Source organism: Streptomyces sp. HUAS MG91, from assembly GCF_040529335.1.
In the GTDB taxonomy this organism is placed as follows: domain Bacteria; phylum Actinomycetota; class Actinomycetes; order Streptomycetales; family Streptomycetaceae; genus Streptomyces; species Streptomyces tabacisoli.
Genome location: NZ_CP159534.1, coordinates 5,830,790 through 5,857,602, shown reverse-complemented (window position 1 = coordinate 5,857,602; position 26,813 = coordinate 5,830,790). Strand labels below are relative to the sequence as shown.

15 protein-coding genes are annotated in these 26,813 nt (G+C 71.9%); 7 read left to right on the top strand and 8 right to left on the bottom strand.

Going from position 1 to position 26,813, the window contains the following annotated elements; translation table 11 throughout:
• The first annotated feature begins 27 nt into the window (after positions 1 to 27).
• Entirely contained in the window at positions 28 to 750 is a 723-nt protein-coding gene (locus ABII15_RS26750; RefSeq protein WP_353944826.1) for a hypothetical protein, read from the top strand.
• On the opposite strand, the gene ABII15_RS26745 is transcribed toward ABII15_RS26750, so the two are convergent.
• Entirely contained in the window at positions 745 to 1,920 is a 1,176-nt protein-coding gene (locus tag ABII15_RS26745; RefSeq protein WP_353947209.1) for a hypothetical protein, read from the bottom strand. The genes ABII15_RS26750 and ABII15_RS26745 overlap by 6 nt on opposite strands.
• A gap of 114 nt (positions 1,921 to 2,034) precedes the next feature.
• Here ABII15_RS26745 and ABII15_RS26740 point away from each other — a divergent pair, with 114 nt between their 5' ends.
• Positions 2,035 to 3,057 carry a haloacid dehalogenase-like hydrolase gene (locus ABII15_RS26740; RefSeq protein ID WP_353944825.1) on the top strand — a complete coding sequence of 341 codons (1,023 nt, stop codon included), beginning with the start codon at positions 2,035 to 2,037 and terminating at the stop codon, positions 3,055 to 3,057.
• Between the two features lie 9 nt (positions 3,058 to 3,066).
• Here ABII15_RS26740 and ABII15_RS26735 read toward each other — a convergent pair whose 3' ends face one another.
• The 7 genes from ABII15_RS26735 to ABII15_RS26705 form a co-directional block, all read right to left on the bottom strand.
• Positions 3,067 to 3,714, bottom strand: coding sequence for a response regulator transcription factor (locus ABII15_RS26735; RefSeq protein ID WP_353944824.1), 648 nt, complete (start codon positions 3,712 to 3,714; stop codon positions 3,067 to 3,069).
• Complete coding sequence (locus tag ABII15_RS26730; RefSeq protein WP_353944823.1) at positions 3,704 to 5,002, bottom strand: sensor histidine kinase; 1,299 nt, start codon at positions 5,000 to 5,002, stop codon at positions 3,704 to 3,706. The genes ABII15_RS26735 and ABII15_RS26730 overlap by 11 nt, the downstream gene beginning before the upstream one ends.
• Before the next feature lie 35 nt (positions 5,003 to 5,037).
• Positions 5,038 to 5,799, bottom strand: coding sequence for an ABC transporter permease (locus ABII15_RS26725; RefSeq protein ID WP_353944822.1), 762 nt, complete (start codon positions 5,797 to 5,799; stop codon positions 5,038 to 5,040).
• On the bottom strand, positions 5,796 to 6,731 hold the full coding sequence (locus tag ABII15_RS26720) for an ABC transporter ATP-binding protein (RefSeq protein ID WP_353944821.1): 936 nt from the start codon (positions 6,729 to 6,731) through the stop codon (positions 5,796 to 5,798). The genes ABII15_RS26725 and ABII15_RS26720 overlap by 4 nt, the downstream gene beginning before the upstream one ends.
• Before the next feature lie 108 nt (positions 6,732 to 6,839).
• A complete protein-coding gene (locus tag ABII15_RS26715) occupies positions 6,840 to 7,646 on the bottom strand; it encodes a hypothetical protein (protein WP_353944820.1) in 807 nt (268 codons plus the stop codon).
• Positions 7,647 to 7,679: 33 nt separating this feature from the next.
• On the bottom strand, positions 7,680 to 8,135 hold the full coding sequence (locus ABII15_RS26710; protein WP_353944819.1) for a hypothetical protein: 456 nt from the start codon (positions 8,133 to 8,135) through the stop codon (positions 7,680 to 7,682).
• Positions 8,136 to 8,162: 27 nt separating this feature from the next.
• On the bottom strand, positions 8,163 to 15,965 hold the full coding sequence (locus ABII15_RS26705; protein ID WP_353944818.1) for a ricin-type beta-trefoil lectin domain protein: 7,803 nt from the start codon (positions 15,963 to 15,965) through the stop codon (positions 8,163 to 8,165).
• Positions 15,966 to 16,434: 469 nt separating this feature from the next.
• On the opposite strand from ABII15_RS26705, the gene ABII15_RS26700 reads away from it, so the two are divergent.
• The 5 genes from ABII15_RS26700 (at position 16,435) to ABII15_RS26680 (ending at position 26,313) form a co-directional block, all read left to right on the top strand.
• Positions 16,435 to 19,902: an FG-GAP-like repeat-containing protein gene (locus ABII15_RS26700; protein WP_353944817.1), complete on the top strand. Its 3,468-nt coding sequence runs from the start codon at positions 16,435 to 16,437 to the stop codon at positions 19,900 to 19,902.
• Positions 19,903 to 19,926: 24 nt separating this feature from the next.
• Positions 19,927 to 20,730, top strand: coding sequence for a hypothetical protein (locus ABII15_RS26695; protein ID WP_353944816.1), 804 nt, complete (start codon positions 19,927 to 19,929; stop codon positions 20,728 to 20,730).
• Positions 20,731 to 20,736: 6 nt separating this feature from the next.
• Complete coding sequence (locus tag ABII15_RS26690; RefSeq protein WP_353944815.1) at positions 20,737 to 22,506, top strand: NlpC/P60 family protein; 1,770 nt, start codon at positions 20,737 to 20,739, stop codon at positions 22,504 to 22,506.
• Positions 22,507 to 22,570: 64 nt separating this feature from the next.
• Positions 22,571 to 24,439 carry an ABC transporter ATP-binding protein gene (locus ABII15_RS26685; RefSeq protein WP_353944814.1) on the top strand — a complete coding sequence of 623 codons (1,869 nt, stop codon included), beginning with the start codon at positions 22,571 to 22,573 and terminating at the stop codon, positions 24,437 to 24,439.
• The gene (locus ABII15_RS26680; RefSeq protein WP_353944813.1) at positions 24,436 to 26,313 is read left to right on the top strand and encodes an ABC transporter ATP-binding protein; all 1,878 of its coding nucleotides are present in this window, start codon (positions 24,436 to 24,438) and stop codon (positions 26,311 to 26,313) included. Before ABII15_RS26685 ends, ABII15_RS26680 begins: the two co-directional genes overlap by 4 nt.
• Positions 26,314 to 26,813 lie beyond the last annotated feature (500 nt).

Here is a 26,813-nt window from a genome sequence, read left to right as displayed (position 1 = left end):
AGTTCCCTTACTGAATTCTCGCTGTGGGTGCTGGTCCTGGTGCCGCTGGTCCTCGCCGACCTCGGCTACAGCCTGTGGAACCTGCCGCGGATCGTCGCGACGGCCACCCGCTCCCTCACCGCGCAGGCCGCGGCCGCCGTCACCGCCGCCTCCGAGGGGCGGGCGGCCACCTGCGCGGTCGCCGTACTGGGCCTGGTCCTGCTGCTGCTTCCGCTGGTCGGGATCGGCGTGCTGCTGGCCCGGGTGCTGCGCCGGTTCGGCCGGGTCGCGCTCACCGCGACGGCCCGGCGCCGCCCGCTGCGGGTGGCGGTGTGCTCGATCGCGCTGGCCGGGGTGATCAGCACCGCGTCCGGCTGGGTGGCGGGGCTGACCCCGGAGCCGCTCCCGCCGCGCGCGTCCGCGCCGCTGTTCGGGCACGCCGTGCGGGCGCGGCACGTGGCGCGGCCCGCGCACCGGCGGCCCGCGCCGACGGCGACGCACCCCGTCTCCCCCGCGCCGGCCGGTGTTCCGGCGCACCGGCACCCCCGCGTCCCCGTGCACACCCCGCACCCGAAGAGGGCGGCGCCCGCCCCGCACCGGCCCGCCGCACGTCGTACGAGCCCGGCGCCGCACCCGGCGTCCAGGACCCCGGCACCCGTTCCGGCCCCCTCGGCGTCGGGCACGCCCTCCCTCAGCCCGTCGGCGACGCCCTCGCCCGGTCCTTCGGCGACCTCCCGGCCCCCGGGCCCGCCCACGGCGGCGGCCTCATAGCGGCTGGCGGGCCAGCACCACCAGGTACGCGCCGTACCAGAGGGACACCGTGCCCAGCGCCGCCGCCACCGCGAGCACCTGGGCCCGGCGCGCCCACCAGCCGCGGACCATGGCCCGTGCCATCGGGATCAGCAGCGGGAACGCGGGCAGCAGGAAGCGCGGCTTGGAGCCGAACGGGCCGGAGGCGAGGACCACCAGGGCCACGAGCGCGCCCGTGTACACCAGGAGCGCGAGCGGGGCGCGGTCCAGGCACAGCAGGGCGAAGAGCAGCAGCGCCGCCGCGACGATCACCAGCGCCAGCGGATAGCCGGCCTTGCCGCCGTGCAGGAACAGCGCGCGCAGGAAGCGCAGTCCCTGGAGGCCGAAGTCGAGCCGGGAGTTCCAGGCGGCCTGCACGGTGAAGTAGCCGTGCAGCGGGTCGCCGGTGCGCACACCGACCCACAGGACGTATCCGGCCCAGCCCGCGGGGGCCAGCAGGGCCCCGGCCCACAGGCTCGCGGGGACCCGCCCCCGGTGCCGTACCGCCTCGTGGACGGCCACGGCGACCACGGCCGCGGCGATCGCGAAGCCGCTCGGCCGGGTCAGGCCCGCGAGCGCGGACAGCGCGCCCGCGAGCAGCATGCGGGAGGCGAGCAGCGCGTGCAGGGACCAGGCGGTGAGCGCGCAGAACAGCGGCTCGGTGTAGGCGAGCGTGAGGACGACCGAGTGCGGCAGCATCGCCCACAGCGCGACGGTGACGGTGGCGACGGCGACCCCGTGGACCCGGTGGACGACCGCGTACACGCCGTAGGCCGCCGCGAGCGCCGCGCTCCACGCGATCAACAGCGCCGCCTGGCCCGTCGACAGGGGCAGCACGGTGGAGACGGCTCTGATCAGCGCCGGGTACAGCGGGAAGAACGCCCGGTCGGTCTGGAGGAGTCCGGCCGCCGATTCCCTCCAGTGATGGTCGTATCCGTACCGGGCGATGCTCAGGTACCACTTGGAGTCCCAGGAGTGCGTCAGCGCCCCGGCCCCGCGGTCACGCCCCGCGCAGTGTTCGAGGACGACGACGAGGACGAGGCCCGTGAGGCGGACGGCGGCGAACACGGCGAGGGCGCGCAGCACGCCCGCGGGCCGCGGCCGTCGCGGCCGGGCGGCCGGGACGCCGGGCCGCCCGGCGGACAAGGACATATCCACGCCGGTCAGCGTGTCGTCGCCGGACGCGGCGGAACAACGGGGAATCCGGCTGCGTCGGGAGAAGGCCGGTAAGAGCCGCCGGGAGGGCGCGCCCTACGATGTCCCGGCGTGACCCGCGCAGACCAACGCCCCCGCCCCCGCACGCACCCCGACGCCACCGTCGACGAGATCGCAGCCGAGCTGTCGCACTGGCCGCGCCCGCAGGCCAGGGAGTTGGCCCGGGTCGTCGCGGCCCATGAACACCGGGGCGCCTACGCGGTGTTCGACGCGGACAACACCACGTACCGCGGTGATCTGGAGGAGTCGCTGCTGCCCTTCCTGGAGCTGCGGGGCGTGCTGACGAGGGACACGATGGAGCCGTCGCTCGCGGTCGTCCCGTTCCACGACACGGCGGACCGCCGGGAGACGCTGACCGAGTACTACGGGCGACTCTGCGCCATCGACGACCTGGTCGGCTATCCGTGGGCCGCGCAGATCTTCTCCGGCCTCACGCTGGGCGCGCTCAAGAGCCACGTCGACGCGCTGATGGCGTACGAGGGCCCGCTGCCCGGCGGGGCCCGGCCGCCCCGGGTGTCGCGCGGCATGCAGGAGCTGTACCGGGTGCTGCGCGCGCACGGCATCGAGGTGTACGTGGTGAGCGCCGCGTCCGAGGACCTCGTACGGATGCTGCTGGCCGATCCGCGCTACGGCTACGGCGTGCCACCGCGGAACGTCATCGGGGCCGCCGCCCTGCTCAGGGATCCCGTGACCGGGGACGTGACGAGTTCGCGCAAGGAGCTCGCGGCCGGCGTAGTCGACGAGCGGGCGCTGGCGGAGCGGGAGTTGACGTCGACGCTGCTGGCGCCGCTGACCTGGTACGAGGGGAAGCCGGCCGCCATCCGTACGCACATCGACGCCTGGCGCGGCCCGGTGCTCGCCGCCGGGGACACGCCCGCGAGCGACGGGCCGATGCTGCTGCGGTCGGTGGACGTGGAGGCCGGCGGCGTACGGCTGTGGGTCGACCGGGGCGACGGCCCGCTCGCCGAGCTGGAGCGGCTGAAGGCGGACGGGGCGCGGCGTCAGCGGGAGCTGGGGCGGCCGGTGACCGCCGACCGGGGGTGGGTGACGGTGACGCCGGAGGAGATCGCCTGACCGGGACGTTCAGCCGAGGATCTTGCGGTCGTAGGCCACCGCGACCGCGGCGGCGCGGTCCTTGACGCCCAACTTGCCGTAGATGTGGGTGAGATGGGTCTTGACCGTGGCCTCGCTGATGAACAGCTCGCGCGCGATCTCCTTGTTCGAGGTGCCCCGGGCGACCAGGACGAGCACTTCGCGCTCGCGGGCGGACAGCGTCTCGTCGGCGGGGGCGGCGGGCGTGCGGACCGCGGTGACCAGGCGGGAGGCGACCGCCGGGGAGAGCACCGTGCGGCCCTCGGCGGCCGCGCGCACCGCCGCGAACAGCTCCTCGCGCGGGGCGTCCTTCAGGAGGTAGCCGGTGGCGCCCGCCTCGATCGCGGGCAGGGTGTCGGAGTCCGTGTCGTACGTCGTCAGGACCAGGACGCGGGCGCGGGCGCCGCGGCGGGCCAGTTCCCTGATGGCGTCGACCCCGCCGCCGCCCGGCATGCGCAGGTCCATCAGGACGACGTCCGGGTCGAGTTCGGCGACGCGGGCGACCGCCTCCACCCCGTTCGCCGCCTCGCCGAGGACCGTGAAGCCGGGGGCGGAGTCGAACATGCCGCGGACGCCGTCGCGCACGACCGGGTGGTCGTCGACGATCAGGAGGGTGATGGCGCTGCTGTCACTGGTCATGGGGCACCAAAGGTACGCGAGCGGAGATCGCCGTGCCGCTTCCCGGCTCGGACTCGATCGTGACGTCACCGGCGAGGCGTTCGGCGCGGGCCCGCATCCCGTCGAGGCCGAAGCCCGCGGTGCCGGTCCTGGCGGGCAGGGCGAGCGGGTCGAAGCCGCGGCCGTCGTCGCGCACGTCGAGGGTGACCTCGCCCGCCATGAAGGAGAGGGTGACGCCGAGGCGGGTGGCGCGGGCGTGCCGGGCGGCGTTGGACAGGGCCTCCTCGGTGATCCGGAGCAGGGTCGCCTCGATCTCGTCGTGGAGCGGCTGGGCGGTGCCGGTGAGGGTGAACTCGGCGCGTACGCCGGTGCGTCCGCCCCACTCGGCGACCGTCTTCTTCAGGGCCTCGGGCAGGCTGGCGTCGGCGAGGGCGGCGGGTGAGAGGTTGTGCACGGAGCGGCGGGCCTCGCCGAGGCTGTGCCGGGCGAGGGCGTCGGCGCGGTCCAGGTGCTCGCGGGCGATCTCCAGGGTGGGGGCGTTCTTGACGACCTGGAGCTGGGCGATGATGCCGGTCAGGCCCTGCGCGATGGTGTCGTGGATCTCGGCGGCCAGCCGGCGCCGCTCGTCGGCGACGCCCGCCTCCCGCGCCTGGACGAGGAGCTGGGAGTGCAGCTGGGCGTTCTCGTCGAGGGCCGCCTGGAGGGCCGCGTTGGTCTCCGCCAGCTCGTGGATCGTGCGGACCTGGACGCGGGCGCGCTCCTGCTCCTTCTCCTGGAGGTGCCCGGTGATGACGACGAACGCCATGTTGGCGACGATGAGCGCGCCGAACACGGCCCAGGCGAGCGGGCTGCGCGGCCACAGCCCGCCGGACTGGGAGCCCGCCACGATGACGACCGAGGCGAGGATGGCGGGCCGCTGCTGCCAGCGCGGCAGCATCCGGTCGGCGTCGTAGTAGCCGACCGCGGCGAAGAACGCGAAGAACGGGTTGATCAGGGTGACGACGAACGCGATCGCCCAGCGCGTCCAGTAGAAGGCGGCGCTCACCGCCGACACCCGCATCGGCTCCGGCTCCGTCACGGTCCAGGCCAGCTGGAGCACGAGCGCCAGGGCGGACAGGCCGCCCGCGACGTACCAGTCCGTGCGGCTCATGCCGATCACGTCGGAGGTGGCGGCCAGCAGCACGACCCCGACCGCGAGCAGCACGTACGCGCCGTAGCGGTGCACGACGCGCCAGGGGTTCTCGGCGGTGGCGACGGCGTCGGCGAGTTCGGCGGCGTCCGTGCGGTCGCGTACGGATCCTTGGGGCATGCCGCCAGTGTGCCGGTCCGCGCCGTCGGTCATGCTCACTCCCAGCGGAACCAGCGGGCGGCGGCGCCGGACAGGCCGACGGCCCACACGGCGAGCACCAGCAGGTGGGACCAGCCGGGCCAGTCCCCTGCCATGGCCTGGTTCAGGGCCTGGGCGGCGGCGCCGAACGGGGTCAGCTCGACGATGTGCGCGAGCGCGTCCGGCATCGCCTGCACCGGCACCCACACGCCCGCGCAGAACATCGCCGGGAAGAAGACGACGGTGCCGATCGCGTTGGAGATCTTCGTCGTACGGGCGCGGGAGGCGATCAGCGCGCCGAGGGAGAGGGCGACGACGACGGACAGGGCCAGGGCGAGCAGGTATCCGGCGAGCTGCCGGGGCAGGGCCACGTCGAAGGCGATGCGGCCGACGGCCAGGCAGAGCGCGGCGCCCAGCACGATCGCCGCTCCGTGGATGGCCATCTGCGCGCTGAGCAGCGCGGACGGGCGTACCGGCGTCGTGGACATGCGGCGCAGGACGCCGCGCTCGCGGTAGCCCGTGATGATCGGCGGCATCGACTGGATGCCGCCCGCGATCATGGCGAGCAGGACGGTGACGGGCACGTACGCGTCGACCAGGCGGATGCCGCCGAGCCCGGGGTCGACCTCGCGGAACGACGGGATCGAGCCGAGGATCACCAGCAGGGCGATCGGGAAGAGCAGGATGCCGATCAGGCTGCCGGCCTCGCGGCGGAAGAGGGTGAACTCGGCCTTCAGGACGGCTTTGTTCGGGGCGTTGGTGACGACGGCGGTACTCATGACTGGCCGACTCCCGTCAGGTCGAGGAACGCGTCGTCCAACGTGGCGTCGGAGACCCGCAGCTGGTGGGCGGTGATGTGGTGCCGGGCGAGCAGGGTGATGACGGCGTTGACGGTCTCGTCGCTGCCGGTGAGGGTGATCCGGCCGTCGCGGTGGTCGGTGGAGGCGAGGCCCGGCAGTTTCGCCAGGTCCCCCTCGGGCAGCGGGCCCGACGGCGTGAAGGAGATGACGGTGGCGCCCGCGGCCTGCCGGATCAGCCCGGCCGGGGTGTCGAGCGCGGCGACCCGGCCCTTGTCGATGACGGCGATGCGGTCGCAGAGGCGCTGGGCCTCTTCCATGAAGTGGGTGACGAGGAGGACGGTGACGCCACGCTCCCGTACGTCCTCGATGAGCTCCCAGGTGTCGCGGCGGGCGCGCGGGTCGAGGCCGGTGGTCAGTTCGTCGAGGACGACGATGCGCGGGTTGCCGACGAGCGCGAGGGCGATGAACAGCCGCTGCTTCTGGCCTCCGCTGAGCTTGGCGAACCGGGTGCCGAGCTTGTCGGTGAGGCGCAGCCGTTCGGCGAGCGGCCGCCAGTCGAGGGGGTCCGGGTAGATCGCCGAGTACAGCTCCAGGGCCTCCTTCACCGTGAGCTTCGGCTGGATCTCGCTCTCCTGGAGCTGGGCGCCGAGGATGCCGGTGACGGTGGCGTGGTCGCGGACGGGGTCGAGCCCGGCGACGCGGATCCGCCCCTCATCGGGTGTCCGCAGTCCTTCCACGCACTCGACGGTGGTGGTCTTGCCGGCCCCGTTGGGTCCGAGGATTCCGAAGATCTCCCCTTCGTCGACGGAGAAGGACACCCCGTCGACGACGGCCCGGCCGTCGTAGGCCTTGCGCAGCCCGCTCACCTCGATGAGCGGTGCCGTGGCGGTGGTACTGGTCCCTGTCGTCATGCTTCAAGATTCGCGTCAGGGGTGGGGTGCCGGCATCGCCCATCACGCTCGAAGGCCCATCAACCGATCGGTTGATGGGCCGGTACGACTCGGGGGCGCCGGCGGTCGCTAGCCAACCGTGACGGAGTCACCGGTGGAGGTGCTCGCTCCGGTGGTGGAGTTCCCGTAGTACTTCCAGCGCCAGGTGCCGCTCTTGTCGGCGGTGACGGTGGTGGACAGCTTGCCGGTGCTGCTCGCGGTGACGGCCTTCACCGAGGTGTAGGTGTTCGAACCGGCGGGCTTGAACTGCAGGTAGACCTTGCGGCCGCCGTAGTTCACGTACTTGTGCGCGGACCAGTCGGCGCGCTGGACGACACCGGTGACGGTGATCTTCTTGCCCTTGACGGCGGGTTCGGGCGAGGCGTTGGCGGTCAGCCGGGAGTACCGCTGGAGGGACACGGTGCCGGAGAGGCCGTCGGTGTCCCAGCTGCCGTTCGGCTTGATGCCGGTGCCGGCGGTCTTCCACGCGGTGGCGTCACTGTTGACGAGCGAGCCGCCGTTGCCGCTGGGCATGTGGCGCGGCTCGATGTCGATCATCCACTTGCAGGCGCGCGTCGTCACCCCGCCGCTCGTCGACTTCGAGCAGCTCAACTCGGTCTCACTGCCGGCCAGCGTGTAGTCGCTCTTGCCGAGCGTGCCGCGGTAGGCGAACACCTCCCACGAGTCGAGCGCCGATGTGCTCTTCACGGTGAACGTCAGCGGGACCCTCACCCTGTTCGTCGTGCCGACGACGATCGGGTCCCCGTCATTGAACACCACCTTCGAGAACGAGACGCCGCCCTCGTAGGTGGTGGCTTCGGCCGTCATGGCGGTGGTGCCGACGAGCCCCAACCCCATGACTCCGGACAGCAGTCCGAACACCACACGTTTACGCATATTCCACCTTCGCCAGTTCCCCCTCAGGGGAGATCAATCGTAATATCCGGGCCGAGCCACGAGAACAGACTGGAAGTAGTAGCCCTGCTCATCTTCCTCGGTGGTCGACACGAAGGGACGCCACAGCGCGACAAGGAGTTCCGGGGCGATGAACGAACACCCGCGCTCCTCCTCTTCCAGTTCCGCGAACTCGCCGATCCGCTCGACCACTTCCTGAGCCGGCAGCCCGAAGATGTCGAATCCATGCAGCAGCACGGAGACATCCGCCCGAGGCCGGAACACCTCAATCGCGTTCACCAGGGAACCCGGACCGAAATGGGTGTGAATGCTCAGCCCGCTCGCGTAGTTCGCCTGGCCGTGCAGGGGCTCCCGCGGCCCGTCCTCCGCCTGAAGGCCGTCAATGCGCCGCAGTGCGTCATCGGCCTGTTCAACGGACATCCCGAGAGCGATGGGACCGACCCGGTCCGGAGGGTCCACCGAAATGTTCACGCTGTCTCCTGAAGAATTCTGCGCCACCTAGCCGACCACACTCGGAATCCGTCTCATGGCTTGATAGGCGGGGTTGTTCGCCATCCCTGCCAGCATCTGACTGATGGCGCCGTCATATTTGGACCCGAATCTGTTGCGGATATCGTTGATATCCATCTGCACGGCTTCATCCACGCGTCCACCGTCGATGAGTTCCTGCTGCCACATGCGCCACGCCTTCGCCGCTCGGGAACTACCTGTCGAGTAGACCGCCCGGTGGTCGACGTAGTCCATGCGCACAGCGGGGCCTGTACGGTATCCGAGGTTCGCCTCGGCCAGGGACGCGGGCGGTACGTGGTTGATCTCCGTACCCGGGTAGTTGTTTCCGGTCGTCGGATCCTTGAGATCCTGGTACTGACCGCCTTCGTAGACGTGACCCGCGTCCGCGGTGTCCTGGCCGCCCGGGCCCTTCCCGCAGTTGTGGACCAGGACCGGCGCGGCCCCTGCCAGCACGTAGTACGTGTGGACATTGCTGACCGTCAGGTTGTGGACCGTCGCCGAGGTGACCGTCCAGCGTTTGACCGCCGTGATCTGGACGTACGTGCCGGCGCTGGTGCGCAGCCACTCCCCCGGGGCGAGGTCGGTGGCGTCGAGCCAGGTGTGGAGTTCCTCGACCCAGAAGGGGTGACCGGCGGTCGCCGTGACCGACGCCGTCTTCGTGCCCTTCTTGCCGTCGACGTCGACCGTGACCTTCACCAGGTGCTTGAGGCCCTGGCCGAGGATCTCGGCGGTGACCGTCTCGACCGTGGTGTCGCCGGTCTCGGCGTCGGTCGCGAGGACCTTGTCGCCGAGCTTCACGTCCTTGATCGGCTTGCTGGTGCCGTCCGCCATCAGCACCCGGGTGCCGGGCGTGAAGCTGTTGACGGGGCAGGACGCGGCCTCGCCCTCGTCGGCCTTGGCGCCGCTCGTCTCGTTGCCGCCGCCCTCGGACTTCTTCCGGGCCGTCGTGCTCGGCTTGCTGCTCGCCGTCTTCCTGGCCTCGGAACGCGCCTTGCGTTGTGTCGCGTTGCCGATCTTCTGTGTCTGGCGTTTCGCCGCGCGGGTCGCGGCGGCTTTCGCGGCCTGCGCCTTCTTCTTCAGCTGCGCGGCCCGCTTGGCGGCCGCCTTCGCCGCCGCCGCCATCTTGCGGGCGATCTCCCAGGCCTTCTTCGCGAGCGCGAGGACCCGCTTGGCCTGGGTCACGGCCTTGCGCCACGCGCTGACGGCGCTGATCGTCGCCCTGACGGCGTTCCAGATCTTCTTGCCCTTGGAGAAGATCGCGCCCCACGGGATGGCGTCCATCAGGAGGCTGCCGCACGCCCACAGGTCACCGCGGGAGAAGCAGCCGACCACGTCGTTCCAGCCGAGGAACTCCTTCAGGACCGCCCAGCCGGTCGACAGGATGACGTCGCCGAGCGTGCGCGCCGCCGTCGAGCGGGCGCCCGACACCGCGGAGTCGGAGGGACCGTCGTAGTAGTCGGAGGCGTCCGTGCCGGACGACAGGCCCGACGGGTCCGCGTACGTGACCGGGTTGTTCTCCGAGTAGACGTAGCCGTTGAGCTGGACCGGGTCGCCCAGGTCCACGACCGGGTCGGCGGACAGGAAGCGTCCGGTGACCGGGTCGTACTCGCGGGCCCCGAGGTGGATCAGGCCCGTGGACGAGTCCTCGCCGCCGCCCACGTAGCCCTGGTGCGAGAGCCAGCTCGCGCTCTCGGCGCGCTCCGTGCCGAACGGGGTCGCCTTGGAGAACTGGACCTTGTTGCCCTGCGCCAGCTGCACGTTGACGTACGCGCTGCCGTTCTGGTCGGCGACCTGCACCGACAAGGTGGCCGCCGCCGTGCCCTGCGCGTGCCGCATCACGGTGGACGCGCCCGGCTGGGAGTAGTACCGCTCGGTGTACGCGAGGGCGTTGGCGGCGTCGGTGGAGACCGTCGTGTCGCCGAGGTACAGGGTGTGTTCGCTGTCGGAGAGCGCGAGCAGTCGCTGGCCGGTGGGCCCGTAGACGTAGCGGATCTCGTCGGCCGGCTTCCACACCTGGCCCGCGGAACCGTCACAGGTCGCGAGCTGGAGGTCGGTGCCCGGTGTCGTCGTACCGCCGGGCAGCGCCGCGCACTTGCCGGAGGCGACGTGCTTGAGCGTGCCCGTGGACGTGGTGGTCCACCGCTGGTTCGCGGCGCCCGTGCACTTCGCGATGACGACGGCGGTGCCGGCCGTGCTCGCGCCGTCCTTCGGCATCACGCACTGGTCGAGCACCTTCAGCGCGCCCGTGGTGGAGTCGCTGTCGGAGTCCGGGTCGATGCGCAGCTTCTGGGCCTTGGTGCCGTTGCAGGAGTAGATCTGCAGCGGGGTGCCGGCCACGTTCGAGGAGGACTGCACGTCGAGGCAGCGCTTGGAGGCCGTGTTGACGAACTCGCCCGAGCCGTTCGCGCCGAAGCCGGACACCGTCTCGGCCTGGCCGTCCCAGGTCCAGGTCAGGCCCTGCTCGTTGCCGCCCGTCGTGCGCGTCGTGGTGTTGCCGTCCTCGTCGTACTGGAGCGTGGAGGACTCCTTGACGTGGGCGCCCGCGTCCGTGGTGTACGTGCGCTCCATGCCGGTCAGCGTGTGCGGCTGGCTGCCGTCCGCCTTGCCGTAGGCGTAGTCGGTCGTCGCGTCCTTGGCGGTGTCGCCTGCCGCGTCGTGCTCGACGAGCTTCCTGCGGTTGCCCATCTCGTCGTAGCTGAACGACTGCCAGTAGCCGTCGTTCGCCGCCGTCACGTTGGACGTGCCGTCGTCGTAGGACGGGGCCGCGGACGTCTTCCCGGCCGCCTTGCACGCCTCGTTGGGCGAGGTCCACGCCTCGGTGAGCTGGCCGAGCCCGTCGTAGACGAAGCACTGGCGGTCGGTCGCGGTGCCCGACACGTCCGTGGTCTGCGTGATGTTGCCCGCCGTGTCGTAGGCGTAGGTTCGGGAGTTGACCCGGTGCCCGGTGACGGCGGTGGTGTCGGTGGTGGACTCGCGGTCGACGATCTGACGGTTCAGTTCACCCGTGGTGCTGTCGTAGAGGTTCGTCGTCCACACCCGGCTGGGCTGCTCGCCCGCGACCGAGCGCAGCACCTCGCCCCACGGGCTGTACTCCGTGTCGGCGGTGTACCAGTCGAGGCCGGAGGTGGAGACCGGCAGCCCGTCCTCGTTGTAGCGGGTGACGACCTTCTCGGAGTCGAACGCGCCCGCCGCGGGCAGCGTCGTGGAGCGCAGCTGGCCCTGCTTCGAGAAGTCGTAGGCGTAGGTGTACGTGTCCTTCAGGCCGTACTGGGTGGCGACCGACGGCGGCAGCTTCAGCTGCTGTCCCGTCGCCTGGTAGTCCTCCGTGTAGCCGGTGATCGACTGGGTGTAGCCCAGGCCGTCGGTGTAGCGGGTGGAGGTGGCGGGCTGGCCGATGCCGCCGGTGACCGTGTCGTAGGTGTTGGCCTGGAGCAGCGTGCCGGAGTCGTTGTTCAGGCGCTGTTCGAGCGGGCGCGAGAGGTCGTCGTACTTCGTCCAGACCTTGATGCCGCGGGCGTTCTCGGTGGTCTCCGCGCGGTCCAGGACGTCGTACGTGGTGTGCGAGGTGCCGGTGTCCGGGTCGGTCGCGGTCAGCTCGCGGCCGCGCGCGTCGTACGTCCACGACCAGGCGTTGCCTTCGCTGTCGACGGCCTTCACCCGGTCGCCGCGGGCGTCGTACTTGTAGCGCGTGGACCGGAAGACCGTCCGGTTGAGGTCCGTGTACGTGTCGACGCGGGTGGTGCGGCCGAGCGCGTCGGTGTACGAGCGCTGCCTGGTGCCGCCGGCCGGGTCGTCGACGACGGAGTAGTCGTAGCCGTACTGGTAGCTGGTGGCCTTGGTCGGCTTGGCGACGCCCGCGAGGTACGGGGTCTCCGTCAGGACGCGGCCGAGGCCGTCGTAGGCGTAGAGCGTGGCGTTCTGCACCTGGCCGTCGGACTCGACGTCGAACATCTCGTCGTCCGGGGCGCCGTTGGCGAAGTACGCGTTGTTCGTCTGGCTGACCGTGCCGTCCGCGCTGTACAGCGTGTCGGTGACGAGGCGGCCGCCGCCGACGGCCGGTTCCTGGCGCTGGCGTTCGCGGCCGAGTCCGTCGTAGAAGGTGACGCCCGTGTCGTAGGAGCCGTCCTCCTTGAGGCTCTCGCTGGTCACGTGGACCGGCTCGCCCTGCACGATCGTGTACGTGAAGTGGGCCGAGGCCTCGTCGGTGTCGCCCGGGGTCTGGCCCGGGGCCCAGGCGTAGGTGGTGCGGCCGTACGCGTCGTAGGCGTAGGCCGTCGTGTTGCCGTTGGGGTCGGTGTCGCTGAGCGTGGTGCCGCGCGCCGGGTCGATGGTCGAGGTGCTGGACTGGCTGAGCGCGTTGGTGCTGGTGACCTTGAAGACCTGGCCGGTGCTCGGCCCGTAGGCGGTGGTCTCCTTGTGCTTCAGCGCGTCCGTGGTGCTGGTGGGGCGGCCGTAGCCGTCGTAGGTGACGGTGCCGTTGTCGGTCCAGGCGCCGCCGTCACCGCTGATGTCCCAGGTGCCGGTGGCGAGGCCGGTGGTCGGCGCGGTGCCGTAGGCCTGGTTGTCGTAGGCGACGCGGGAGCCCGATATCCACTCGGCGGCGGTGGCCGACGGGGCGTGCGCGCAGGTGCCGGCGGTGGTGAGGGACTGCTTGGGCAGCCCGATCAGGTTCGCCTCGGTGTTGTGCACGTAGGAGTTGACGGTGCACGTGGTGTCGCCGGTCTCGGTGTCGGCGGTCGTCTCCACCGTGACGGGCAGGCCGTAGGTGGGGTCGTAGGTGCTGGTGGTCGTGGTCGTGCGCTCTTCGTCGGTGTCGTCGCCGCTGCCCGAGGACCGGGTCCAGGTCTTCGACTTCGCGGTGTTGACGCGGTACGCCTTCAGCGGCGGGACGCCGTCGTCGCGGGCGCGGGTGGCGAGGGCCTCGGGCGTGGTCGGGTAGTCGACCGAGCGGGTCAGCAACTCGCCGTTGTACTTGGTGTACGTGAGGGTCTCCGCGACCCGCCCCTGGTAGGCGAGGTCGTCGGTGGCGATCTTGGCGCCGTCGTGGTCCGTGACGACGACCTCGCGCTTGCCGCCGCCGGGCAGCGGGTCGCCGTCCATGCCGCGGAAGTAGCGGGTCTCGGACATGCCGCGGGTGGTGGAGGTGTACGGGGTCGTGGAGTCCGCGCCGGTGATCGTGCGGACCAGGCCGAAGCCGCGCCACTGGTCGTAGGTGCGGGTCTTCTTCTTGGAGAACTCGGCCTGGTTGAGCCCCCAGGCGCCGCCGCCCACGTACTCGTACGCCGTCGTCTCGGCCGGGCTCCCGGCGACGTTGGGCAGTTCCCGTACGCCGTCGACGACGTACTTGTGGAACCAGTCGATCGTCTCGTCGGCCTTGTCGGGGTCGGGGTGCCAGTACGCGGGGAAGCAGAGCCCCGTGTTCGCCTCGGGCTTGGGGAAGCCGGTGCCGGTCGCGCAGGCGCTGTCCTCGGCGGGCTTCTTGTAGTCGACGACGGTCTCGCCGCCGTACTCGTTGACGACGCGCTGGATGCGCAGCCGGTCGAAGACGGGGTTGGGGTCCTTCGCGCCGCGCTTGACGCGGTTGGGCATGGACTGCGTGTTGGGCAGGAACTCGACCGGGTTCAGGGACTCCTCGGCCGGTTCGCCGTCGGCGGTGTAGCCGGTGCGGGTGATCGACTCCAGCCACAGGGCGGTGCCCTCGTCGGTGCGGTGGGCCGGCATCGACTGGTCCAGGGTCCAGCGGTCCACCGGGGTCAGCGCGGTGGAGCCCTCCGTGCGCTGGGTCAGCGTGGTGACCTTGGCGAGGCGCTTGCGGGACCAGAAGGTGGGCACGGGCACCCAGCACTCCTTGGTGCCGCCCGCGCAGTAGAGGTCCGACGGGGTGTCGTACCAGATGCGGTTCTGCGCGAAGTTGCCCGAGGTGAAGTTGGCGTCGGAACAGCTGACCTCACCCTCCTTGAAGCAGCGCTCGTCGACGTCGAAGACGACCTGCGAGATGGGCTTCGCGGTGTAGACGGTGGAGGCGCGCTGGCCGTAGTCGATGCGGTTGAGGTAGCCGCCGCGGTCGTAGGAGACGGACGCCTTGAACTTGTTGTCCTTGGCGTAGTGGTTGGTCTCCTTGCTCCACCACAGCGACATCATGTTGCCCTGCGGGTCCAGAACGAAGTCCAGGTTCCAGCGCCAGGCCTGGTCGCAGAAGGACTTGGCGAAGGACGCGTCGTAGCAGGGCTCGCCCGACTGGTTGCCGGAGACGGGCACGGTCAGGACCGAGTTGGTGAGCGGGTCGCCGTCCTTCCAGACGGCGGTCTTGTTGCGGCCGAAGTAGTAGCGCATGCCGTCGCGGGTGGTGATGCGCCAGTACTCGCCGTCGTCGTCGCCGTTGGCGAGCGAGGTGTCCTTGATCAGGTCGACCTTGGAGCCGTCGCCGTTGGCGGTGACCCAGCTTCCGTCGGCGTCGTTCCTGACCAGCTCGGTGGTGGTGCCGCCGAGCGTCATCACCGCGTTGTAGCTGCCCCAGCACAGGTCGCCGGTCTTGTGGTTCGCGTTGTTGCCCTTGTCCCGGTCGTCGGTGCACGCCTTGTAGGTGCGGGTGATGGAGCCGGGGTTGTACTCCCAGCCGTCGCCGATCCAGGACGGCTGGTTGTTGGTGGCGGACGTGCGGCCGTCCACGACCTGCGAGTTGTACGAGAACGCCACGCTCGGCGAGGGGCCGCCGGGGACGCTGGGCGCGTTCAGGGCGTACGAGTAGGTGAACGCGCCGGACGAGCCGCCCGCCGACCAGCTGCCCGCGCTGACCAGCGGGGTCGCGGAGAAGTCGCCGCCCGAACCGCTGCCGTGGGAGCCGGCGACGAGGACGCTCGCGCCGGAGCCGGAGCCGGCCGCCTGCGTGGCGGCCTTCGCTCCGGGCGGGCCGCGGTAGACGGCGTCCCCGGCGAGGTCGGTGCCCTTGCCGTCCGCGCGCGCGGTGGTGGCGGTCGTGCCGGAGGCGGTGCCCGCGAGCGCGGCGACGTCGACGGTGGCGGTCAGCTGACGGCGGCCGTCGAGCTTGCCGTCGTCGTCGACGTCGTCGTCCTTCGCCGTGACCTCCTGGTCGGTGTCGAGCGCGACGGGCTCGGTGCACGACTCGACGTCCGGGGTGGTCAGGACGCAGCTCGGGTACTGCACGAGGTTGAGGCGGTCGGCCCAGTTGGCGCCGTACAGCTCGGCGAAGGCCGTGTAGTCCAGGGAGACGGTGGCCTCGCCGGTCGCGTCCGCGGGCGGGGTGACCTTGAAGGCGAGGCCCTCCATGGAGACGGCGTCCAGCTCGGTCTGCGGGACCACGGACGCCTGCCAGGTGCCTTCGAGGGAGGCGGCCTCCTCGGCGGTGGCGTCGTCGGGGGCGCCGACCTCGATGGGCAGGTCGCCGACGGCGACGCTGGCGCCGGGGGCGAGGTCGGTCACCTCCTCCTGCGCGGGCGTGGTGTCGACGGGCACGGCGGTCGCCGCCGGGTCGTACTCCTTGGGCGGTGCCGCCTCGGAGGTGGTCAGTTCGTCGAGGGCGTTGTCCTCGGCGGCCAGCGCCGGGTCACGGTCGGGCAGGTCCACGAGGTCGACGCCGCTGCGATCGCCGGCGGGCGGCGGGGCGGCCGCGGCGCTGCCGGCGAAAGTCCCGACGACGAGCGCCATGAACAGCGCACCGATCACCGTCAGCCGCAGCGCGGCCCGCCGGCGTCGCCGGACACCGGTACGGGCCAGTCGCCCGCGGCCGGACCAAGAGAGCGCACCCCACACGTCGCCGAAGCCCCCAATCAAGGCAGGAGCGACGGAGGCTGACCGAACGTCAGGGATCCGTACACCCGTCGCGATGAAACCGATCGGCGGAATCATGCGGACCAGCCATGCGCAGGTCAAACGGGCCGTCAGGGCCAATCGTGAGGTGCGTCACGCCGCCAAGCGGCACAAGCGGAGCGAGTCGCTTCACTTAGCGGCAAGCGCGACCAGTCGCCCCGAATCCGCCGTGAGCGCGGCGAGTTGGACGTACCCGACCTTCTTGATCATCTCCGATCGAACCAAGTGACGGGATGTCGGATTTCATGGCACATCGGAGATTAAGTCCCCAGACAGCCGACACCCTGACTGCCAGGGCGGTCGGCGGGTTCCATCCTGTGATCACAATTCCGTCACAGCTGTGTGTGACGGGTGGAGCTGGCGCAACGGGACTGTGTCGTTCATGCTCTAGCGGCTCTGCCCAACCGCGGTTTCCACAAGGGGGTTCACTGCCGTGGATCGTCGTCTCATCCGGCGTCTGCCGGGCCGTCGCGCCTCAGGGGCGATCGCCGCCTGCGTGGCGGCCGCGCTGGGGGCCGGGGTCCTGGTCCCCCTGCTGGTGGACGACGCGGCGCCCGCGCGGGACACCCGCGGCACGGCCCGGGCCACCGTCGGCGAACAGGCCGCACAGGACAGGGCGCGGGCCACCGGCCGCCGCGTCGAGGTCACCGAGCTGCGCACCGAGTCCACGACGACGTACGCGAAGCCCGACGGCAGTTTCCAGCTGGAGGCGTCCGCGGCCCCGTTCCGGGCGAAGGTCGACGGCGAGTGGAAGCCGCTCGACACCGAACTGCACCGCACCGCGCGGGGCTGGGCCCCGAAGGCGTCCGCCGACCCGGTGGTGTTCTCCGCGGGCGGCGGCAGGGCGACGCACAGCGCGCGACGCGCTTCCGCGCGCACCGGCCCGGCGACGTCCCACGGCGCCGTGCGGTCCGCCGTCCTCACCGTGTCCGCGAACGGCACCGGTACCGCGTCGGCCCGCCAAGCAAGCGGCGATGCGGCGGAGTTCACCGATCTCGTCACGCTCACCAGCGCCGGCCACGAGGTGACCCTGTCCTGGCCGGGCACGCTGCCCGCCCCGGTGATCGACGGCGAGCGCGCCCTGTACCGGGACGTGCTGCCGGACGTGGACCTTCTGCTGACCGCGCGTGACAGCGGCTTCAACCACGTGCTGATCGTGCACACCGCCGAGGCCGCTGCCTCGGACGCGCTGCGCACGCTGTCGTACGGGCTGTCCTCGCCGGACCTGACCTTCCACCTCGACCCGGGCACGAAGTCGGTCACCGCGCAGGACGCCTCGGGCGCGGAGATCGCCGTCAGCCCCACCCCGTACATGTGGGACTCGGCCGGCGAGCCCGCCGTCACCGAGGGCGCCGACCCGCAGCCCGCGGAGCCGTCGGAGGAGCCGGCCCCGCACGCCACCGACCAGAGCGCGCCCCCGCACGACGGCGCCGACGAGACCCCGGACGCGCCCTCGGACGCCGACGACACGGACGCGCCCACCGATCCGGCCACGGCGCCCGACGCCGACCCCGCCGCCTTCACGGGCGGTGACGGCGGCAGCGGTGTCCGGTCGGCCGCCTGGCGCACCGGTACCGAGCGGCTCACCGACGACCAGGTCCTGACCCTGCGCGGCCTCGCGGGACCCGACGGCGGCACGCACGCCGCCACCGCGGACGCCGACCTCAGCGCGCCCGGCACCGGGGACACCATCCTCACCGTCACGCCCGCCCGCGCGCTGGCGCAGGCCGAGTCGACCGAGTACCCGCTCTTCATCGACCCGTCGTTCTACGGGCACACCACCAACTGGACGACCGCGTACAAGAAGTACCCGTCCTCCAGCTTCTACGACGGTGCCAACTACAACACCGGCACCACCGAGGCCCGCGTCGGCTACGAGGCCGACACCTGGGGCACCTCGCGCTCCTTCTTCCGGCTCGACCTGGAGAACATCAAGGGCGCCAAGGTGACCTCGGCGAGCGTGCGCGTCCTGGAGACGTACTCGTGGTCGTGCTCGGGGCGCGTCGTCGAGCTGTGGCAGACCGGCTCGATCTCCTCGAAGACCACCTGGAACAACCAGCCCGACTGGAAGACCAAGCTCGACACCCACGACATCGCGCACGGCTACAACTCGTCGTGCCCCGACGCCTACGTGAGCTTCGACGCCAAGGGGCTCGCCCAGGACGCGGCCGACGGCGGCTGGGGTTCGACGACCATCGGCTTCCAGGCCTACGACGAGTCCTCCACGTACGCCTGGAAGAAGTTCAAGGCGGAGGGGTCCTCGGCGCCGCGCCTCTCGGTGAACTACTACCGCAAGCCCGCCGTGCCCTCCTCGCTGGACATGTCCCCCGGCCCGACGTGCAGCCGCACCGAGCCGTACCCGCGCGTCGGCAGGCGCGACCTCGTGCTGTCGGCGCACAGCTCGGACGCCGACAAGGACCTGGACAAGCTCAACTTCGAGCTGTGGCACACCGGTTACCAGGACACCACGACCGTGAAGAAGTCCGGCGCCACCACCACCGGTGGCAACGCCTCGGTGAAGTACCCGGCCTCGTCGCTGACCAACGGCTGGACGTACTCCTGGCAGGTGCAGGCCGAGGACGAGACGGACGCGGTCTCCGACTGGGCGCCGCTCAACAAGTCCGGCTACGACCCGACCTGCCGGTTCGTCTACGACGCCAGCTTCCCAAACTCCCCCGTCGTCACCTCCACCGACTATCCGGAGGAGGGCGAGAACGGCGACGTGTGGTCGGCGAAGAGGTTCGGCGAGTCCGGCACCTTCACCTTCGCCCCGGACGGCGACACCGACGTCACCGCCTTCGGGTACGCGCTCAACTCCTCGTCCTGCTCCAGCACGCTCACGGTGGCGGCCGGCAAGACCGGCACCGTGACCCTCACCCCGAAACTGGCGGGGCCCAACGTCCTGTACGTGTGCGCCAAGGACGCCGCCGGCAATCCGTCGGGGCCCACCGCCTACGTCTTCTACGTGACCCCGCGCGACGCCGCCGACAAGCCCGGTGACGTCACGGGCGACACCATTCCCGACGTGTACGCCATCGACAGCGACGGCAATCTGCGCATGTACCCCTCCAGCGAGACCGGGGACCTGCACCGCAGCCTGTCGGCCGCCGAGAAGGACGGGGAGCTGCTCATCAACTCCCCCGACGACAGCGAGGAACCCCTCGCCGCCGGCTACTGGAAGGGCGCCGACGGCAGGCCCGCGCTGATCGCCCACAGCGGCGACCTGATGCCGGGCGACGGCGTCAGCGACCTGCTGGCCCGGATGCCCGACGGCAAGCTGTACGTGTACCGGGGCGACGGCTACGGCGGCACCGACATCGACCGGCGCCTGGACGTCCGGCTGCCGTCGAACGCCCCGTCCCCGGCCACGTTCGACCAGATGATCCTCGGCGACTACGACCTCGACGGGCGGATGGACCTGTTCGCCACGACGACCGGCGGCGGCCTGTGGGCGTTCACCGGGTACACCGGCGCGACGTTCTCCACGGCCGCGCAGATCGCCACGTCCGCCTGGCTCGACCGCGATCTGGTCACGGTCGGCGACGTCAACGTCGACGGCACGCCCGACCTGCTGTTCCGCTCGGAGTCGGACAACCTGCGGCTGCGGCTCGGCGCGCCCGCCGGCACCGGGGGTGCCACCCTGGCCTCGCTGTCCACGTCCGCGGACTCGCTCGGCGGCACCGACTCCACGTACGCGTCGGGCTGGACCGCCGGCGCGTACCCGACGGCGTTCCTGCACGGCACCCCGGACGTCAACAAGGACAAGATCCCCGACCTGTGGGCGATGGCCTCCGACGGCAGCATCAAGTTCTACGCCGGCGGCAAGACCGCGCTCGGCGCCGGGACGACCGTCATCAGCGCCGACAGCCAGTGGAAGACGAACAAGCTCAGCTTCGGCTGAGCGCCCCCAGACGAAGGAAGCACCATGGCACGCCTGCACCGTCACATCCCGGCTCTCGCGCTGGGCCTCGGACTGCTGCTGACCGGCTGCGGGTCCGGCTCCACGGAGCAGGACGCGGACCCGGCCGCCACCCAGGACACCGGCACGGCCGCGTCCGGCGCCCCGGACGTCCTGGGCGGCGGCACGGACGCGCGGACGCTGAGCAGCCCGCAGCTCGACGCCGCCGCGCTCGCCCAGAAGGACGTCGAGGACGGCACGGTCACCGACCAGGTCTCCCCGAAGGACTTCGCGCGCCAGGGCGCCGTGGACGTCGACGACGCGTCGTGCGCGCCGCTCGCGTACGTGCAGGCCGCGTCGGTGGTGGGCAAGCCCGCGGCGACGACGCGTCGCATGTGGATCGGCGACGAGAAGGCACCGGAGGAACAGGACGGGAAGAAGGCGGAGAAGGACATCGCCGTCGCCCCGGACATCACCTCCGTGTTCCTGACGCTCGCGGCCTACGACGGCAAGGGCGCCGAACAGGCCATGGCGGATCTCGGCGAGGCGGCGGACCGGTGTGCGCACGGGTACACCTACGGCCTGGACGGCGAGACGGTGCACACGGTGAAGGTGAAGAAGGCGCTCGCGCCGGAGGGCGCCGACGAGGCGCTGGGCCTGACCCTGTCCGTGGACTCCGGCGGCACCACGTCCCCGCTGAAGGTCGTCGTCGCCCGCAAGGGTTCGACGCTCGCCTACTTCCCCGCCGTCAACCTCGCCGCGGTGACGACCGGCGCCGACTTCGCCCACCCCTCCGACCTGGTCCGGCGTCAGCTGGGCAAGATGGGCTGACCGCACATGACTCGTGCTCCTCACACCTCCCGGCGCGGCCTGCTCGCCGCACTCGGGGTGTCCGTCGTCGCGCCGGCCGCCGGATTCGGCGGCACCGCGGCGCGGGCCGCGACGGGCGGGGAGCCGGCGGCCGAGCCCCTCGCCGCCGGAAGCCTCTCGGGCCCCCGCTCGTCGGTGACGCTGCCCGCGCTCGACGCCTCCTACTTCTCGCGGCTGACCCTCGGCGACCCACTCACGGTCACCGTCCACGACGGGGTTCCCGCGCGCACCGAGGTCACCTCGGGCGGCAAGCGGGTCGCGCTCCTGACGCACGGCGCACGGACCGTGGTCCTGCCCGGCCCCGAGCGGACCTTCACCGAGGACAAGAAGCCCTTCGCCGACACGTTCCAGCGGACGCTGCCCGACACGTCGCTGCCCGAGGCGGACCGGGCGTACTGGGGCACCTCGCCCGGCGGCGGCAGCTGGTCGACGCTGGGACCCGCCGACAGCGCCGACGACTACTCGGTCGTCCCGGGCGCGGGCCTCATCCGGCTCAGCACCGACTACGCCAGCCGGCACGCCAGTCTGCGCGACGACGCCGTCACCGACGTCGACGTGCGGGCCGTCGCCCACTTCGACAAGGTGCCCACCGGCCAGGCCTGTTCGTACGCGGTGTCCTTCGGCTACCAGGACACGCACAACAACTACCGGGCCCGCCTCTCGTTCCTGACCTCGGGCGCGGTGGAGCTGCGCGTGGAGAAGGAAGTCGCCGACGTCGTCACACAGTTGACGGCCGCGCTCACGCTGGGCAGCGGCGTTCCCGCCGGGACGGACTGGACGATCCGGGTGCTCCGGGAGGGCACCCGCATCAGGGCCAAGGCGTGGCGCACGTCGGCCGCCGAGCCGTCGACGTGGGCGGCCGACGTCACCGACGCGACGTTCGGCGCGGGCCGGGTGGGCCTGCGGGCGCTGGCCAACGACGGCTGCGCCAACCTGCCGGTGACGCTGTCCGTCAGCCGCTTCCAGGTGACCGCCGCCGCCTGGCGGACGCCTCCGAGCGTCACGCACGACACCTGGGTGCGGGTCCTGGACGAGCCGTTCGACGGGACGTGGACCGCCGACCTGGAGCGTACGGTCCGCGCCTGGGCCGGTTCCACGGCCCCCGACGCGCTGGCGTACGCGGCGATGTTCCTCGGGGGCGCGCCCGCGGTCACGGGCGGGGCCGGGCCGACGGCGGGCCGGCAGGTCCTGGGCGAGTCCGGCTACGGCTACCTGGACCCGCACGGTTACCGCTACGAGGGCGCCGACTTCCACGAGTACATGGGCATCGGCTGGACGTTCCCCGACGGCGCGTACACGGGGCCCTCCAGCAAGCAGGTGGGCAACCTGGACTGCTCGGGCTACACGAGGATGGTGTACGGCCACCACCTCGGCGTACCGATGGCGGCGGGCGCGGACACCTCGGGCACCCGGCTCCCCCGCACGTCACGGGCGATGGCCGAGTACGCGCCCGGCGTCCGCGTCGACCGCACCGACGGCTCCGGCCCGCCGGCCGCGGCGCAGCTCCAGCCGGGCGATCTGGTGCTGTTCAACGCCGACTCGGGCGATGACACCGAGGCCCTGGCCACGGTCGACCACGTGGGCATCCACCTCGGCGTGGACGCGGCGGGCAAGCGGCGCTTCCTGTCGAGCCGCAAGACGGGCGACGGACCCACCATGGCGGACCTGGGCGGCGCCTCGCTGCTCGACGGCACCGGGATCTACGCCCGGACCCTGCACACCGTGCACCGCCTGTGAGACGTCGGGATCCAGTCCGAAACTCGGTGGGCGTTGTCAGTGGTGAACCGTAGTCTCACCTCTGATGACGACTGAAGATGCAACGACCACGGATCTTGACCGGAGCGACGCACCGCCCGAACCGCCCGCGCCCGGGCGGGAGTCGGCCGTGCGGACGCTCTCCCGGCTGTGGCCGTACGTACGGCCCGTGCGGGCGCGCTGGGCCGGGGCCGCCGTGACCGCCGTGATCGCGTCGTGTCTCGGTCTGGTGTTCCCGCTCGTGCTGAAGTGGATCGTCGACGGTCCGGTGACCGACCGGGACCCGTCCGGTGTGTGGCTCGGCGCCGGGGTGCTGCTCGCGCTCGGTGTCGCGGAGGCGCTGCTGTTCGGGCTGCGGCGCTGGCTGGTGGCGCGGCCGCTCGCCGGGGTCGAGGCGGGCATGCGGGCCGATCTGTACGGGCATCTGCAGCGGATGCCGGTGGCGTTCCACGACAAGTGGGCGTCGGGGCAGCTGCTGTCACGTGCCACGACGGACCTCATGGTCGTGCGGATGTTCCTCGCGTTCCCGCTGACGTTCCTGATCGTCAACGCGGTGACCATCGTGGCCGGTCTCGCCGTCCTGGTCGTGCAGGACTGGGGGCTCGGCCTCGTCCTGCTGGCGCCCGCGGTGCCGCTGATGGCGGTCTGCTACCGGTTCGAGCACGGGTACGCGGAGGCCTCGCGCCGGGCGCAGGACCAGGTCGGCGATCTGACGACGGTCGTCGAGGAGTCGGTGCTCGGCATCCGGATCATCAAGGGGTTCGGCCGGCACCGCAGCCAGGCGCGGGCCTTCCGCGAGCTGTCGCAGACCGTGCGCGGCACCGAGCTGACCAAGGCCCGGCTGCTCGCCGGGATCCTCGGCATCATCACCCTGCTGCCCGAGCTGGCGCTCGGCACGGCCCTGGTGCTCGGCACGGTGCAGGTCGCGGACGGCGACCTGTCGGCGGGGACGCTGGTGGCGTTCCTGTCGACGGCGCTCGCGCTGCGCTGGCCCATCGAGTCGATCGGGTTCCTGCTCGCGATGAGCCAGGAGGCGGCGACCGCGACGCGGCGCTTCTTCGAGGTGATGGACGAGAGCGAGGAGGATCCGCGCGTGCACGAGCAGGCCGCGCGGGCGGGCGGCCGGGACGGCGCCCGGAGCGGACTGCGGTTCGAGGGCGTCGAGTTCCGCTACCCGGACGCGGCTCCCGACTCGGTGCCGACGCTGGCCCGGATCGATCTGCACATCCGCTCCGGCGAGACGATGGCGCTGGTCGGCGCGACCGGCAGCGGCAAGACCACGCTGACCGCGCTCGTGCCACGCCTGTACGACGTCACGGCCGGGCGGATCACGCTGGACGGGCGGGACGTGACCGCGATGCCGCGCGAGGAGCTGCGCACGCTGGTGTCGGTGGCGTTCGAGGAGCCCACGCTGTTCTCGGCGTCCGTGGAGGCGAACGTGCGGATGGGCGCCCCGGACGCGACGCCCGACGAGGTGGAGCGGGCGCTCGGTGTCGCCCAGGCCGACTTCGTGCGGCGGCTGCCGGAGGGCACGGCCACGGAGGTCGGCGAGCAGGGCCTGAGCCTGTCCGGCGGACAGCGGCAGCGGCTGGCGCTGGCCCGCACCGTCGTGGGCGAGCCCCGGTTCCTGGTCCTGGACGACCCGTTGTCGGCGCTGGACGTGCACACGGAGGCCGCGGTGGAGGCGGCGCTGCGGCGCGTCCTCGCCGACAGCACGGCCCTGGTGGTCGCGCACCGGCCGTCGACGGTGCTGCTCGCGGACCGGGTGGCGCTGCTCTCGGACGGGCGGATCACGGCGGTCGGCACGCACCAGGAGCTGCTGCGGAGCAGCGCGGAGTACCGGCATCTGATGTCGGGAGACGGTGACCACGACGCACACGACGCCGCCGAGGCGGGGGAGGCCGCACGCGCATGACGACGACGGCACAGGTGACCACGGGACCGCCGTCCCCCGAGGACGGCGCACCGGACGAGGAGTTGCCGCGCGGCAGGTCCGGCGACCCCTACGACCAGGACGACCTGCCGACGCCGAAGGGCGCGACGGGCTCGCTGCTGCGCTCGCTGCTCGCGCCCCACCGGCGTACGGCCTGGCTGACGGTGTTCGCCCTGCTGCTCCAGCAGGGCGCCGTGCAGTCCGGGCCGCTGATCGTGGCGTACGCGATCGACAGCGCGGTGCCGGCGTTCCGCGACCACTCCTACGGGCCGCTGATCGCGGTCGGCGCCGGCTTCCTGCTGACGGCGTGCGCGTCGGCGGCGTTCCAGTACGCGTACATCCAGCTGTCGGCGCGCGTCAGCCAGAGCGTGCTGGTGGACCTGCGCGGCCGGATCTTCCGGCACGCGCAGGCGCTCAGCGTCGACTTCCACGACCGGTACACGTCGGGGCGGGTCATCTCGCGGGCGACGACGGACGTGGAGTCGCTGCGTGAGCTGCTGAGCGAGGGCCTTCAGGAACTCGTCAACGTCATCCTGGCGTCCGTCTACATCACGGTGAGCCTGCTCTGGCTCGATCTGGGCATCGGGGCGGTGGCCGCGGCGTCGTTCGTGCCGCTGTACGTGCTGATCCGGGCGTACCGGCGGCGGGCCGCGAGGGCGTACGGGGAGCGGTCGTCGGCGATCGCGACGGTCATCGTGAAGTTCGTGGAGACGATGAACGGGATCCGGCCGGTGCGGGCGTTCCGCCGCGAGTCGGCGAACGACGCGCACTTCGCCGAGCTGAACCGCCGCCACGAGCGGGCCAACGGCACGGCGCTCCTCGAGATGGCCCGCTATGTCGTCGGCTCCCGCCTGATCGCGAACACGGCGGTGGCGGGCATGGTGCTGTGGGGCGCGTACCGGGTGGCCGGCGGCACGCTGGAGCTGGGCGTGCTGGCCGCGGCGGTGCTGTTCATCCGGCGCCTGTACGACCCCATCGACCGGCTCGCGATGTTCCTCAACTCGTACGAGAGTGCCGCCGCGTCGCTGAAGAAGATCGCGGGGCTGCTCGCGCAGACGCCGTCGGTGCCGGAGCCGGAGGCGCCGCGCGAGCTGCCCGCCGCGACCGACGGACAGCCGGGCCGCGAGGTGGTCTTCGACGACGTGTCGTTCGGGTACCGGACCGGCGGCGAGGTGCTGCCCCGCTTCGACCTGACGCTGCCCGCCGGGCAGACGGTGGCCGTCGTCGGTTCGACGGGCGCGGGCAAGTCGACGCTGGCGAAGCTCCTCTCGCGCTTCTACGACCCCTCGCACGGGCGGGTCCTGCTCGACGGCGTCGACCTGCGGGAACTGTCCACGGCCGAGCTGCGGCGGGGTGTGGTGATGGTGACGCAGGAGGCGTTCCTGTTCTCCGGGACCGTCGCCGAGAACATCGCGATCGGGCGGCCGGAGGCGAGCCGGGAGGAGATCGAGCAGGCCGCGAAGGCGATCGGCGCGCACGACTTCATCGTCGCGCTGCCCGACGGGTACGACACCGATGTGCGCAAGCGCGGCGGGCGGATCTCGGCGGGGCAGCGCCAGTTGGTGGCGTTCGCGCGGGCGCTGCTCGCGGACCCGGCGGTGCTGATCCTCGACGAGGCGACGAGCTCCCTGGACATTCCCGGGGAGCGGGCGGTGCAGCGCGCGATGCGGACCGTGCTGCGCGGCCGGACGGCCGTGGTCATCGCGCACCGGCTGTCCACGGTGGAGATCGCCGACCGGGTGCTGGTGATGGAGCACGGCCGGGTCGTGGAGGACGGATCGCCGGCCGAACTGATCGGCGGCAGCGGGGTCTTCGCCGGTCTGCACCGGGCCTGGCGGGAGTCGCTGGTGGGCTGAGCGGCCCGCGCGACACACCTCCAGGACGAAAAGCAGCCACGGCCCGATTCCGCCCGCCGGACGGTCCCGGCGCCGGGAACCGGCGGCGTGATCACCGCGAAAGCGAAGCGGAACGAAACCTTCGGCCGGTCGTCGAGCCGCGTGCGCGGCGGCCGGCCGCTCCGGGCCTCAGCGGTGACGGCCCGCCAGGGGCGCGACGGCGGGCTCCCGGACAGGTACGGACCGCAAATTCACCCTCTCTTCACCCCCGCCCCGCACTCCGTATAACGGACGGCCTCATCCGCCCACCGGACCAAATCCGGCCAACCTCTTGATGCGCTCCTGACAGGCTGCGCTTGCTGCTGCCACTCTTCCCATCGGCCGCCGCACAACTGCCTCACAGCATCCGGGCGCTCCGGCCGCTTCACCTGCTCCATGCGCTCCACCCGCACCGCCTGCACTGCGTTCTGCCCGGACGGCCACCCGCCGCCCGAACCCCACTGGCCGCGCAATCCGCGGCC